Raw genomic sequence first — 14611 nt, forward strand, 5'->3', positions numbered from 1 at the left:
CATAAAGTAAAGAGTGGGATTACCCACTCTTTACCGTAAAATATATTAAGCCTTAACTCAAATTATAGCATTATGAAAAATAATTTGCAAGTTAAAATAGGGAAAGCTGGTTACTTTCAGGTAAATCTTTTAAACATCCATGGCTTTGTAAAATTTCAATTACAGTTTTTGATACCTTTGTTCTTAATCGCAAGTCTTCTTTAGAAAGGAAAGGACCATCCTCTCTTGCCTTAACTATGCTTTTTGCAGCGGTTTCGCCTACACCTTGAAGCGCTCTGAAGGGAGGAAGAATTGCATCATCTATTATTAAAAATTTTGTTGAATCAGATTTATACAAGTCAACAGGAGCAAATTTAAATCCTCTTTTATACATTTCAAGAGCGATTTCAAGAATTGTAAGTAAACCTTTATCCTTTTGTGTTGCATTGTTTCCCATATTTTCGATTTCTTTTATTTTACTCAATATTGTCTTTTCGCCTTTAACAATTAAATCAGCATCAAAATCATCTGCTCTTACTGTAAAGTATGTGGCATAATAAGCCTTTGGATAATATACTTTAAAATATGCTATTCTGACAGCCATCATTACATAAGCCACAGCATGACCTTTTGGAAACATATATTTAATCTTGTTACAGGAGTTTATATACCAATCAGGAACATTGTTTTCCCTCATCTCTTGAACATCTTCATCCCTTAATCCTTTTCCTTTTCTTACTCTTTCCATTATATTAAAAGCATGCTTTGGCTGTACTCCTTTTTGAATTAGATAAAGCATTATATCGTCTCTTGTCGATATAACTTCCTTAAGAGTTGCATATCCATCACGTATAAGGTCCTGTGCATTATTAACCCAAACATCGGTACCATGTGACAATCCTGAAATTCTTACAAGTTCAGCAAAAGTCTTAGGCTTAGTATCGAGAAGCATCTGTCTTACAAATTTAGTTCCAAATTCAGGAAGACCAAGTGTTCCAACTTCGCAGTTAATATCTTCTGGTTTTATTCCGAGGGATTCAGTAGAAGTAAATAGTTTTAAAACCTTTTCATCTCCTAATGGAATTGTTCTTGGATCAATTCCGGTTAAATCCTGAAGCATCCTTAAAACTGTAGGATCATCGTGACCTAATATATCGAGTTTTAAAAGTCTGCCGCTTATAGAGTGATAATCAAAATGAGTTGTAATAACATCTGAATTAATATCATCGGCAGGCCTTTGAATAGGAGTAAATTCATAAATCTCTTTATCCCTTGGAACAACCATAACTCCTCCTGGATGCTGACCTGTTGTTCTTTTAACTCCAGTACAGCCTTTGACTAGTCTTTCTATTTCAGCTTGGTTGCTTGTTAATCCTTTTTCTTCGAGATAGTTTTTTACAAATCCATAGGCTGTTTTTTCTGCAATTGTACCAATTGTTCCAGCTCTAAAAACATGACCTTCTCCAAAAAGCTCTTCTGTATATTTGTGAGCCCTGCTCTGATACTCTCCAGAAAAGTTTAAATCTATATCTGGTTCTTTATCCCCTTCAAAACCTAAAAATACTTCAAAGGGTATATCATGACCTTCTTTGATTAATTGTGAGGCACATTTTGGACATAATTTATCAGGCAAATCAGCACCTGAGCCTATGCTTCCATCTGTAAAAAACTCAGAATATTTACATGAAGGGCATACATAATGTGGAGGCAGAGGATTAACTTCAGTAATTCCGCACATTGTAGCAACGAAGGAAGAACCGACTGACCCTCTTGAGCCGACTAAATAGCCGTCATTTACTGACTTTGAAACAAGACGGTTTGCAATAAGATACAAAACAGCATATCCATTATTAATAATTGAATTTAGTTCTTTTTCAAGCCTTTTTTCAACGACTTCAGGAAGATTCTGCCCGTATATTTCATGAGCCTTTGACATTGTCATGTTTCTTACTTCATCTTCTGCACCATCTATTTTCGGAGGGAAAGTTTCATCGGGTATAGGCTTTATAGCTTCAACCATATCAGCAATCAAATTAGGGTTTTTAATAACCACATCGTAGGCAGTTTCTTCACCTAAATATTCAAATTCACTTAGCATTTCATCAGTTGTTTTAAAATACAAAGGAGCTTGTTCATCTGCATCCTCGTAACCCTGACCTGACATCAGTATTCTTCTAAAATACTCATCAGTTGGATCTAAAAAATGAACATCTCCAGTTGCCACTACTAATTTATTATATTTATTACCGAGATTAACTATTTTTTTGTTAATAGCGAGCAATTTTTCTTCATTTTCAAGAGTACCGTTTCTAATTAAAAATTCATTATTCCCTCTTGGCTGAATTTCAAGAAAATCATAAAATTTTATGATATCCTGCATTTCATTATCTGAAAGGCCATTTAAAATACCTCTAAATACCTGTCCTGCCTCACAGGCAGAACCTATTATTAATCCATCTTTATATTGTTGAAGTAAGCTTTTAGGAATACGCGGACGTTTATGGTAGTATTTTAAATGGGATTCTGAAATAATTTTGTAAAGATTTATTAGCCCTTCGTAGTTTTTAACAAGAATTATAATATGGTAGGTGTCTGCCTTTTTTATATCAAAATTTCCATTATAAAGTTTATTAACATCATCAATAGTTACAGCATCCTTTTCCTTTAGCATTTTAAGAAATTTAATAAAAATTTCAGCCGTTGCCGTTGCATCGTCAACTGCTCTGTGATGATTTTCAAGGGATATACCTAAATGTTCTGCGACGATATTAAGTTTGTGTTTTTTTAAATTTGGCAAAAGCCATCTTGATAATGATAAAGTATCAATTATTGCATTGTCAAAATTTAAGCCTAATCTTTTTACATTGTTTTTTATAAATCCTGTATCGAATTTAGCATTATGAGCTACCACAGGAGAACTTCCAATAAACTTAAGAAAATCTAATAATGCCGTTTCAATAAATGGTTTATCTTTTACCATTTCATTCGTTATCCCAGTTAGTTTAGTGATTTCATCGCTTATATCTTTCTTAGGATTTATAAGGCATGAAAAAGTATCAATTATTTTTAAGTTTTTAATCTTAACTGCTCCTATTTCGATTATTTCATCATTATTTTGATTTAAGCCAGTTGTCTCTATATCAAATACAACAAACTCATCATCAAGATTCTGCTTATTTGACTTTATTATAATAGGCTCTCCATCATCTACAAGATATCCTTCAACTCCATATATAGCTTTGATGCCATATTTTTTGCATGCATCTGCCACTTCTGGAAATGCTTGTACAACACCGTGATCTGTAATAGCAATAGCACTATGTCCCCATTCCTTTGCACGCTTTATAAGTGAAGTTGCAGAGGATACTCCATCCATAGTGCTCATTTGAGTATGAAGATGAAGTTCTACCCTTTTTTCTTCACATATGTCCATTCTTTTCTGAATTTCAATTATTTCAATCGCTGAGGCCATTATTATTATTTCTTTTAAATATTTGTCAAAAACAACATCTCCCTGTACCTTTAAAAACGCACCTTCTTTGATTTCTGATTTTAGACTCTCTATAATTTCAGGTTTTGGGAAGAATTTAACAGTAATAGAACTTGTATAATCAGTAATAAAAAAACTGAATATATATTTACCATTCTTTGTTTCCCTTATATCAGTTTTAAATACTTCACCTGATATAACGGCGTTTCCAATCTCTTCTTTTATCGATGCAATCTTTATATTTTCTCCAGCAAGTTTCTTACCATATATAATAGAAGTCTTAGAATTAATATCATTGCTTTTTAAAACTGTGTTTGCATTATTACTTTCTTTTTCTTCGTTTTTCTTTTTATCTATATAATCAATAATAAGTTTTTTGTCTTCTTCTTCTTTTATCATATTGTATTTTTCATACTCAAAGGATTTCACTTTAAATGCGGTTGTAACCTTTAATCCCGTAGAATCTTCAATATATCTGCTAATAACTTTTTGAGCATCCTTTGCTTTTAACATATTTAATGAAAATTCATTTTCAATATAAATTGTCATCATATTATCCTTTATGCTATATTCAGAGGATTGAAGCAAACAGCATATATAAGGATTATTATAAAAGGCTTCTGATATAATTTTTGAGTATATAGCTTTGTTATTACATAATTCATCAAATGTAATGTTTTTCTTAGTATTCGTTTCTATTTCAATCATAAGTTTTCCTGAAATATTAAATCTACTGCATAAAATTCTTTTAATAATATTTAATCTTTCTTCGCTTATATTAGTATTAGCTAAAAGATGTATATTCCATGTATTGGTATTTTTATTTATAAAGGCTTTTTTAATATAAACATTCTTTGAAATTTCCTTTATCTCATTTGAATAATCCATATCCTGAAGTACATCTTCAAGTATTTTAGACATAGTAGTCCTCCTAATATTACATTTTTAAGCACTTTACTATTTCCCAATACATTTTCATTCTTGCAGCAAATCCTTTTTTAAGCCCAAGTTTTTCTTCTTTCATTATATGTGTCATATCTTTTAATTCAACAGTTTTTACTCTATAGTTTTCTTTTTCAACAAGTTTAGTTAAAGCAACCTCAACACCATATCTTGTTATATCAATGTTATCAATATTATTTAATACTATTCTTTTCATTGCTCTTTGTCCTGAAAGATGAGGTGCAACTTTCTGGGCGAGATCGGTAGCTAATCTTCCATTAGCAAATATACCTATAGTCATATCTGCATCATCATTTAATACCGGCTCTAATAAAGATACTACATGCTCTTTAGTTAATCCTATAAGATCAGCATCTAAAAAAAGAAGTATATCAGCATTAGCGTTATCAATACCAGCTTTTAAAGCAGCTCCTTTACCTTTATTTTCTTCATATTCAATAGTAAATACACCCATATCCCTTGATATTTTTGCAGTATTATCGTTTGAGCCATCGCTAACAACGATTATTTCATCGATTATTTCAACATTTTTAACAACCTCTAATATATCTTTAATCGTTTTCTCTTCATTAAAAGCTGGAATTATGCATACTGTTCTCATATACATCACCCTATCAAAGTATTTTACTATAATTTATTTATTTCATTAATTAATTCTTCAAGTAATAAATCTTCACTAACTTTTTTAATTATGTTACCCTTTTTAAAAATTATACCTTCACCCTTACCCCCTGCTATACCAATATCTGCTTCCTTAGCTTCACCAGGGCCGTTAACAATACAGCCCATTATTGCAACTTTTATAGGTTTATTAATATTCTTTAATAATTCTTCTGCTTTTTTTGCAAGACCGATTAAGTCAATATTCGTCCTTCCGCAGGTAGGACATGAAATTATTTCTACACCAAATTGTCTTACTCCGCAGGATTTTAAAATTTCTTTTCCTACTTTTACTTCTTCTATCGGGTCATCTGTCAGGGAAACTCTTATTGTATCACCAATACCGCTGCATAATAAACTTCCAATTCCTATTGCTGATTTTATTGTACCTGAAAACTTTGTCCCTGCTTCAGTTACTCCTAAATGCAAAGGATACTCTGTTTTTTCAGCTAACAATTTATAACTTTCAATATTATCAATAACGTTAGAGGATTTTACAGAGATAACTATATCAAAAAAATTGTTCTTCTCTAAAATATCTACATGTCTTAATGCACTTTCAACAAGAGCAGCAGCATTAGGATTTTTATATTTATTTAGCAAATCCTTTTCAAGAGAACCAGAATTAACACCAATCCTTATAGGTATTCCTGAATACTTTGCTGCACTTATAACTTCGCATACTTTAAGCTCGCTTCCTATATTCCCAGGATTTATTCTAATTGCATCCACACCGTTTTCAATTGATTTTATTGCAAGACTATAATCAAAATGTATATCAGCAACAAGAGGTATGTTAATATTTTTTTTAATGCTTTTTATGGCCTCCGCTGCTTCTAAATCAGGAACAGCAACTCTTATTATTTCACATCCTTCTTTTTCAAGCAGAAGAATTTGTTTTATAGTTGCATCTATATTTTTAGTATCTGTATTTGTCATTGATTGAACAGTAATAGGAGAGTCTCCCCCGATAAAAATATTACCTATTTTAACTTTTTTACTTTTTCTTCTCATAAATATCACCTTTAATATGAATTAAGCTTTATTATGTCTTTAAATGTTACAAGTATAGCAAATGCTATTAAAATTGTAAAACCAATTAAATTAATCAAACCTATTTTATTTTCATCTATTTTCCTTCCCGTCAACGCTTCATATAAAAGAATAATAACCCATCCTCCATCAAGAGCAGGGAATGGAATAAGGTTAAATACTCCAAGATTAATGCTTAAAAATCCTGCAAATAAAAGAAGATTCCATATACCAACCTTTGCAGCTTCACCAGACATTTTAATTATTGCAACAGGCCCACCAACATCATTTGACGAAATCTTTCCTTTTAAAATTCTGCCTAAAAAAATAATCATCTGGCTTATTGAGGAAAAAGTTTCATCAAAACCGTTTTTAATTGATTCAATTAAGTTACCTTTAATTAGCATAGGAGAAATTCCGACCATATATCTGTCTTCTTTTTCATTATATAAAGGTTTTAAATTTATCTCAATTACCTTATTATCCCTTTTTAATGTCATTTTAAATGGTTTATCCTTATTTTCAGCTATAAATATTTTAAATTCATTCCAAGTGTTAATTTTTTTGTTATTAACCATTATTATCTTATCATTCGGTTTAATCCCAGCATTTATTGCAGGATAGTTAGGCTCTACAGAACTTACAATAGGTTTTACAACTCCTAAATTGTATGAAACCATTGAAAAAAGAAGTACAGCAATGACAAAATTCATAAAAGCTCCTGCAACTATTATAATCAGACGTTTCCATGGGCTTTGATTACAAAACGCTCTTGGATCAGAACATTCTTCTTGTTCTCCGAGCATTTTTACATAGCCTCCTATTGGAAAAATTCTAAGAGAATAATTAGTTTCTCTTCCTTTAAATCCAAATAGCTTCGGACCCATTCCAATCGAAAATTCTAATACTTTAACCTTTGATAATTTAGCGGTTATAAAATGTCCAAATTCATGACTTATTATTAAAAGTCCAAAGACAAATATTGCAGCTAAAAATGTTTGCAAATTTATCACCTTCCTAATTTATTAAAGAATTAATATATTCTTTTACATTTCTTTCTATTTCCAAAATATTATCAATGCTTAAGTCGTATATAACTTTATGATTTTCCATAGCTTTTCTAATTATTTCTGCAATTTGCAAAAACTTTATTTTATTATTTAAAAATAAATTAACTGCTACTTCATTTGCTGCATTTAAAACAGCAGGCATACTTCCACCAGTTTTTGCAGCATCAAGTCCTAATCTTAAACATTCAAAGGTTTCATAATCAGGTTTTTCAAAGGTTAAATTTCCTACCTGAAATAAATCAAGATAACCTATATGACTTTCATTTCTATAAGGATAATCGAGAGCGAATTGTATTGGATGCCTCATATCAGTATTACTTAACTGTGCAATTATTGAGCCGTCTATATATTCAACCATTGAATGAATAATGCTTTGAGGATGAATTACAACGTCAATCGAGTCATAACTAACATTAAAAAGATAATGAGCTTCTATTATTTCAAGAGCTTTATTCATTAAAGTTGCTGAATCAATAGATATTTTTCTGCCCATGTTCCACCTTGGATGCTTTAATGCCATTTCAGGGGTAACATCTTTTAATTCCTCTTTTTTTCTGCCCCTAAAAGGTCCTCCTGATGCAGTTAAAATAAGTCTTTTTATTTTATCTTTATCTTCACCCATTAAGCATTGAAAAATTGCATTATGTTCACTGTCTACAGGAATTATAGATGCTTTTGAATTATTAAGCTCTTTTTTAATAATTTCTCCTCCAACTACGAGGCTTTCTTTATTAGCAAGAGCTATGGTTTTATTTGCTCTTATTGCTGATATTGTTGGCCTTAATCCAATCATTCCTACAACCGAGTTTATAATAATATCTGCTTCCTTTAATGATGCAATAAATTCAAGTCCTTCAATTCCGCATAAAACTTCTGTATTGCTATGTAATAATCTATTTTTTAATTCCTTATATTTGCCTTCGTCCATAATAACAGCATACTTAGGATTGAATTCAAGAGCCTGATTATATAATAAATCAGCATTTGAGTTAGCAGAAATAGATAATACTCTAAAGTGCTCTATTTTTTTTCTAATAATATCTAAAGATTGCCTGCCTATTGAACCCGTTGAACCAATTATCGATATGTTTTTCATAAGTATATCCTGAATCTCCCTTCGTAGTATTTATTAAATAGTTCTTTTAAAAGTATAATCATGAATGGTCCAAAAATAACTCCCCATACACCAAAGATTAATATTCCAATATATAAGGACAATATTGTTGTAACAGGATGCAGCTTAAGATTATTTCCAACAATCTTAATTTCTAATATTTGTCTTATTATTTGTAATAAAACATATAAAAAAATAAGCCCTATTGCAAAAATAATTTTTTTAATTAAAATTTCATAAACTATCCATGGTATAAAAATTAAGGAAGGACCAACAACTGGCAATATATCTAGTATACCACAAATAATGCCTATAGTTAATGCATTATTTACTCCTAAAGTATATAAACCTATCACAGTTTCAATCGTGGTTATTAATACAAGTTTAATCTCTGCTGATATTATTTGGCTGATTTTGTTAATTACTGTATTTGTTATTAAAAATGCTTCATAGGGAATAATATTCTTTAATTTATTTTTTATTTTTGGCAAATCAATACTTGTAAGCAATGAAGTTATTATTATTAGTATTGAATAAATAAAACCATTAAGGGTTGATAATATTGTTTGAATTATTTTGCTGCGATATGTCATTAAAAAGTTTTCAAATGTAGAAATTATTTGCATGTAACTATTGTTCTTATTATTGAATAACTTTAAATTGTCAGATAATATCATTATTATATTTGGAAGATTATGAAAAAATTCTATAATCTGCTTATAAGCATAATTAGATATAAAATATGCAGTTAATAATATTAAAACAATAACAATAAGATAGCTTAAAATACACGATGACTTTCTTGAAAAACCAAATTTTATAAAACCTTTTATAAAAGGTTCAACAATAATTATTAATAAAATTGAGAATACAAAAGGCCATAAAAAAACAAGGCAAATCTTAAGAATTACGGTTACAATAAGTAATACAGCTATTATCTTAAGTATTGCCAAGTTCCTTTTAATCATGGAATCATCCCATAAATATTGTTATATAATAATATACTATAGGAACAGTAAAAAGTATGCTATCAAATCTATCAAGCAGTCCTCCATGCCCTGGCATAATATTTCCATAGTCCTTAATTCCAACATATCGTTTTATTAGAGATGCAGATAAATCGCCTAATTGGGATACTATTCCACCTATAATGCCTAATAATATAAGCGATGACCAATTTATAGTAATAACACTTTTGCTTATTAATGCCCATATTATAATTCCTATAACGCTGCCAATTATTCCTCCAATTGAACCTTCAACTGTTTTTTTTGGGCTGACTGAAGGGCATAATTTTCTCTTGCCAAAAAACCGTCCTGAATAATATGCAGCAGTATCACAACTCCATGCAATTATAAAAACAATCCAAATCAGATAACTTCCGCCTTTTGCATTATCTCTTATAAGCGTTAGAAGGCTGAAAAAACATACTATATAGATAAATCCTGTTATTGTCAAAGCTGAAGAAACAACATTATATTTTTTAAAAAATATTGGCGCAGCCATACTTGATATAACAACTATATAGATAATTGGCAAAATAACATTTGGAATTATTTTTAAGAAAATCGATATGGATATTAGTATAAAACCTAAAATTAAAATTACTTCTATTACTGGATGATTAGATTTTTTATACGCATTTATATATTCGTAAATACATATAGCAGAAACAAAAACTATTCCTGATTTAAATATTATTTTACCGAAAAAAAGGCAAAAAATTAGTATTGGAATAGCAACAACAGCACTAATTACCCTCTTATCAACCATTTTATTTCCCCCTTATTTCACAGTTCCGAATCTCCTGTCTCTTTTTTGATAATCTATTATGGCTTTATATAAATGATAAGGTTTAAAATCCGGCCAATATACATCTGTAAACCACAATTCTGTATAAGCTATTTGATAGAGCAAAAAATTGCTTATTCTAAGTTCACCGCTTGTTCTAATTAATAAGTCTGGATCTGGCATATTTGAAGTATATAGGTAGTTTGAAATCAATTTTTCATCTATTTTCTCTATATCCATATTGTTTTTAGATATATCAGTACAAATTTGTTTAACAGCCCTTATTATTTCATCTCTTCCACCGTAATTTAAAGCTAAATTTAAGGTTAAACCTGTATTGTACTTGGTTTTAGAATGTGAATTCAAAAGTTCTTTTTGACAGATATCTGGTAATGCTGAAATATCGCCTATGTAATTTATTATTACATTATTCTTATTTAGTTCTTCCAATTCTCCTTTTAAATATTCAACTAACAAATTCATAAGGGTACTTACTTCATCAGCCGGTCTTTTCCAATTTTCCGTTGAGAATGCATATAATGTTAAATACTTTACTCCAAGCTTCGAACATGTTTTTACAATTTCTCTAATAGTTTCAACTCCAGCTTTATGCCCAAAGCTTCTAGGCAGATTTCTTTTTTTAGCCCATCTCCCGTTACCATCCATAATCATTGCAATGTGTTTTGGAATTTTATTCATATCTATTTCTTTTAAAATTTTATCGTTTTCTATAGAAATGTTTTTATTTCTAAAAAACATCTATTATCCTCCCTATTGAAAAATCCCCTCATTTGAGGGGTTAAAAATAAGCAACATATATTTTAACATTATCATTATCATTTTTTACGTTTATTATTCTAATATCATTTCCTATTTTAGTTTTTTTTGTATCAAAAACCTCTATTATTTTATAATTAGTTCCACTTTTTTCTAATTCTGATTTAATATCCTCAAGTCTGAATCCAATGAATTCTTCAAATTTCATCTATACAGATAAAATCTCCTTCTCTTTATTTTCTACAACTTTGTCTACTTCTTTAATATAATTATCTGTTAGTTTTTGAACTTCATCTTCAGTTTTCTTTATTTCATCTTCCGAGTGTGTATTTTCCTTCTTTATGTTTTTGAGTTTTTCATTTGCATCACGTCTTATTGCCCTTATTGCAACTTTTGCATCCTCGCCATGTTTTTTAACTACTTTAACAAGATTTTTTCTGGTTTCTTCTGTAAGTTCAGGAACGACAAGTCTTACTACCTGCCCATCACAAATTGGATTAATACCAAGTTCAGATTTTTGAATAGCTTTTTCTATTGGTTTAATCATACTTTTATCCCAAGGCTGAATTACAAGCATCCTTGGTTCAGGAACGGAAATAGATGCAACAGCTGATATGTGTGTCGGTGTACCATAATAATCAACAGTAATTTTATCAAGCATAGAAGCATTAGCTCTTCCAGCTTTTAAGCTTTGAAGTTCTTTTTTTAAAACTTCAAGAGATTTTTTCATTTTGTCCTCAGATGCAGTTATAACTTCTTTTATCATATATAAACCTCCTTTAAAAATTACCTACGATAGTTCCAATTTTTTCACCGCAAAGGGCTTTTTTAATATTACCTACTTCATCTAATGCAAAAACAATAATTGGAATATTATTATCTTTACATAAAGATGTAGCAGTAGAATCCATAACTTTTAAATCTTTTTCTAAAACTTCTTGAAAGGTTAATTTGTCATATTTTTTTGCATTTTTATTTATATTTGGGTCACTATCATAAACTCCATCAATTTTTTTTGCAAGAAGAATAACATCAGCTTCAATTTCTGCAGCTCTTAGTGCTGCAGCTGTATCTGTTGAAAAATATGGGTTTCCTGTACCAGATGCAAATATTACTACTCTGCCTTTTTCAAGATGCCTCATAGCTTTTCTTCTTATAAAAGGCTCTGCAATTTCTCTCATTTCAATTGCTGTTTGTACACGAGTTACAACTCCCATGCTTTCTAATGAATCCTGAAGAGCCATTGCGTTTATGCAGGTTGCAAGCATACCCATATAATCTGCTGTTGTTCTATCCATTTCTCCGCCGTTTCTTCCTCTCCATATATTGCCACCACCTACAACAGCTCCAACTTCAATTCCCATATCAACAAGTTCTTTGATTTCACTGCTAATTCTATTTACAACATCAAAATCTATTCCATACCCTTTTTCGCCTGATAAGGATTCTCCGCTGAGTTTTAACATAATTCTTTTATACATAGGTTTGGTCATTATAAAACCTCCCAAAATATATTCTACAAAAAAGGCAGATTTCCTTCTTTTCAAAAAAAGAGAACACAACGGTGTTCTCTTGCTTTAGCACTTTAGCATTTGATTTGCTTTGCAACTTCTTCAGCAAAATTTTCTTCCTTTTTCTCTATACCTTCACCTTTTTCAAATCTTGTAAACTTAACAACTTTGATGTCTGCTCCAAGTTCCTTAGATTTATTTTCAAGATATTTCTTAATAGTAAGATCCTGATCTCTTATCCAAAGCTGTTCAATTAAACAAACATCTTTATAATATTTTTGAATTCTTCCTTCAACCATTTTATCTACTATTTTCTCTGGTTTTCCTTCATTTAACGCCTGCTGTCTATAAATTTCTCTTTCCTTAGAGAGCATGTCTTCAGGAACATCTTCTTTGTTTATAAATAATGGGTTAGCTGCTGCAATTTGTAATGCTAATTCTTTTCCAACTTCCAATAGACCTTCTTTATTTGCTCCTTCAAGCTGAACCATAATGCCTATTCTTCCGCCGCCATGAATATAATCAACAAGTGCTCCATTTTCAGTATTGAACTTTTCAAATCTTCTAAGCTTCATGTTTTCGCCAAGTTTTGCTATTAGAGCAGTTATAGCATCCTTTACAGGGATTGAACTATCAGCTATATAATTTTCTTCTAATAACTCATCAACATTTGAAGCTTTTGATAATGCAGCCTGCTTTGCAAGATTCTTTGAAAGATTAACAAAGTCTTCATTTTTAGCAACAAAATCCGTTTCACAGTTAACTTCAATTACAGCACCGTTTTTTCCATCTTCAGATATGTATGTTTGAATAAGGCCTTCTGCAGCGATTCTTCCAGCTTTTTTTGCTGCTGATGCTAAGCCTTTTTCTCTTAATATCTCAATTGCTTTTTCGATATCTCCATCAGCTTGCGTTAAAGCTTTTTTGCAGTCCATCATGCCTGCTCCAGTTCTTTCTCTTAATTCACTTACCATTTTAGCAGTAATTACCATAATAACGCCTCCTTTATGATATTAAAGGTAAGGGCTAAGTTCTTACCCTATACCCTTACCTTATATTTTATTCTGCCATTTGTTCTCCTTGACGGCCTTCGATTATTGCATCGGCAATTTTTGAAGCAATGAGTTTAACAGCTCTTATTGCATCATCATTACCAGGAATTACATAGTCAACCTCATCAGGATCACAATTTGTGTCAACTATAGCAACGATTTTAATTCCAAGATTCCTTGCTTCAGCGATAGCATTCTTTTCCTTTCTTGGATCTACAACAAAAAGAACATCTGGAAGTCTTGACATATTTTTGATACCGCTTAAGTTCTTCTCAAGTTTTTCTTTTTCATGTCTTAACTTTATAACTTCTTTCTTTGGAAGAACTTCGAAAGTACCATCTTGTTCCATCTTCTCAAGTTCCATAAGTCTTGCTATTCTTGTTCTGATAGTTTTGAAGTTTGTAAGCATTCCTCCAAGCCATCTTTCATTAACATAATGCATTCCGCATCTTTCTGCTTCTTCTTTAACAGAATCTTGAGCTTGTTTTTTTGTTCCTACAAATAAAACTTCTTTACCTTCAGATGCTTCTGCTTTTACAAATTCATAAGCTTCTTCAACTTTTTTTACTGTTTTTTGAAGATCGATGATGTAAATACCATTTCTTTCTGTGAAGATATACTGTGCCATCTTTGGATTCCATCTTCTAGTTTGATGACCAAAGTGTACTCCTGCTTCAAGCAGTTGTTTCATTGAAATTACTGACATAAAAACACCTCCTGGTTTTTTCCTCCGCCATATTCATTTTTTTTAAAAGTCCATAAAGGCACCCTTTTAAAAATTGTATGGCGTGTGTAATATCACGTTTAGTAGTATAGCATATAAAATTACACATAGCAATAATAATATCAGAGATTTCGCAGCAAAATTCCAGTAGAATTTTTATTTTTACTGAAATTGCATTTTATTGTATCATATTGAAGAAATGGTATTCCACCAGCTCTATAGGTTGCAAAAATAGTTATAACTCCCCCTACCCCCAAAAATTTAAATAATTAATTTCCAATTTTATTGTTTCATTAAGTTTTTTCAAATACTGGATTATTCCAGGTATCTTCTATTGTAAATCTCTCATCTCTTATATCCTCAATAATATTTATTTGAAGCATTCTTTTCTTCCTAAAACCTCTAATACATCTAAAAAAATATAACTGCATAAGATTAAATGCTATAA

14 protein-coding genes are annotated in these 14611 nt (G+C 30.4%); all 14 read right to left on the bottom strand.

Annotated features, from left to right (window positions below; all coding sequences use genetic code 11):
• Positions 1–91: 91 nt before the first annotated feature.
• The 14 genes from B5D15_RS06425 to B5D15_RS15755 all read right to left on the bottom strand — a co-directional run bounded on the left by B5D15_RS06425 (position 92) and on the right by B5D15_RS15755 (position 14420).
• Complete coding sequence (locus tag B5D15_RS06425; protein ID WP_078696295.1) at positions 92–4390, bottom strand: PolC-type DNA polymerase III; 4299 nt, start codon at positions 4388–4390, stop codon at positions 92–94.
• 16 nt (positions 4391–4406) lie between these two features.
• The gene (locus tag B5D15_RS06430) at positions 4407–5033 is read right to left on the bottom strand and encodes a glycosyltransferase family 2 protein (protein WP_078696296.1); all 627 of its coding nucleotides are present in this window, start codon (positions 5031–5033) and stop codon (positions 4407–4409) included.
• A gap of 26 nt (positions 5034–5059) precedes the next feature.
• Positions 5060–6106 (bottom strand): flavodoxin-dependent (E)-4-hydroxy-3-methylbut-2-enyl-diphosphate synthase, encoded by a 1047-nt coding sequence (gene ispG, locus B5D15_RS06435; protein WP_078696297.1) that lies wholly within the window; start codon positions 6104–6106, stop codon positions 5060–5062.
• Positions 6107–6117: 11 nt separating this feature from the next.
• On the bottom strand, positions 6118–7128 hold the full coding sequence (gene rseP / locus B5D15_RS06440; protein WP_078696298.1) for an RIP metalloprotease RseP: 1011 nt from the start codon (positions 7126–7128) through the stop codon (positions 6118–6120).
• Between the two features lie 13 nt (positions 7129–7141).
• A complete protein-coding gene (locus B5D15_RS06445) occupies positions 7142–8290 on the bottom strand; it encodes a 1-deoxy-D-xylulose-5-phosphate reductoisomerase (RefSeq protein ID WP_078696299.1) in 1149 nt (382 codons plus the stop codon).
• Positions 8287–9276: an AI-2E family transporter gene (locus B5D15_RS06450; protein ID WP_078696300.1), complete on the bottom strand. Its 990-nt coding sequence runs from the start codon at positions 9274–9276 to the stop codon at positions 8287–8289. Before B5D15_RS06450 ends, B5D15_RS06445 begins: the two co-directional genes overlap by 4 nt.
• A 4-nt stretch (positions 9277–9280) precedes the next feature.
• Positions 9281–10081 carry a phosphatidate cytidylyltransferase gene (locus B5D15_RS06455; RefSeq protein ID WP_078696301.1) on the bottom strand — a complete coding sequence of 267 codons (801 nt, stop codon included), beginning with the start codon at positions 10079–10081 and terminating at the stop codon, positions 9281–9283.
• 12 nt (positions 10082–10093) lie between these two features.
• Positions 10094–10858, bottom strand: coding sequence for an isoprenyl transferase (locus B5D15_RS06460; protein WP_078696302.1), 765 nt, complete (start codon positions 10856–10858; stop codon positions 10094–10096).
• Positions 10859–10898: 40 nt separating this feature from the next.
• Positions 10899–11084 (bottom strand): hypothetical protein, encoded by a 186-nt coding sequence (locus B5D15_RS06465; RefSeq protein WP_078696303.1) that lies wholly within the window; start codon positions 11082–11084, stop codon positions 10899–10901.
• Entirely contained in the window at positions 11085–11642 is a 558-nt protein-coding gene (frr, locus tag B5D15_RS06470; protein WP_078696304.1) for a ribosome recycling factor, read from the bottom strand.
• Between the two features lie 13 nt (positions 11643–11655).
• Positions 11656–12369: a UMP kinase gene (gene pyrH, locus B5D15_RS06475; RefSeq protein ID WP_078696305.1), complete on the bottom strand. Its 714-nt coding sequence runs from the start codon at positions 12367–12369 to the stop codon at positions 11656–11658.
• Between the two features lie 92 nt (positions 12370–12461).
• The gene (gene tsf / locus B5D15_RS06480; protein WP_078696306.1) at positions 12462–13379 is read right to left on the bottom strand and encodes a translation elongation factor Ts; all 918 of its coding nucleotides are present in this window, start codon (positions 13377–13379) and stop codon (positions 12462–12464) included.
• Between the two features lie 67 nt (positions 13380–13446).
• Positions 13447–14145 carry a 30S ribosomal protein S2 gene (rpsB, locus tag B5D15_RS06485; RefSeq protein ID WP_078696307.1) on the bottom strand — a complete coding sequence of 233 codons (699 nt, stop codon included), beginning with the start codon at positions 14143–14145 and terminating at the stop codon, positions 13447–13449.
• A gap of 140 nt (positions 14146–14285) precedes the next feature.
• Positions 14286–14420 (bottom strand): hypothetical protein, encoded by a 135-nt coding sequence (locus B5D15_RS15755; protein ID WP_278305576.1) that lies wholly within the window; start codon positions 14418–14420, stop codon positions 14286–14288.
• Between the last annotated feature and the right edge of the window lie 191 nt (positions 14421–14611).

The organism is Caloramator quimbayensis (genome assembly GCF_900167605.1).
GTDB lineage: Bacteria > Bacillota > Clostridia > Clostridiales > Caloramatoraceae > Caloramator_B > Caloramator_B quimbayensis.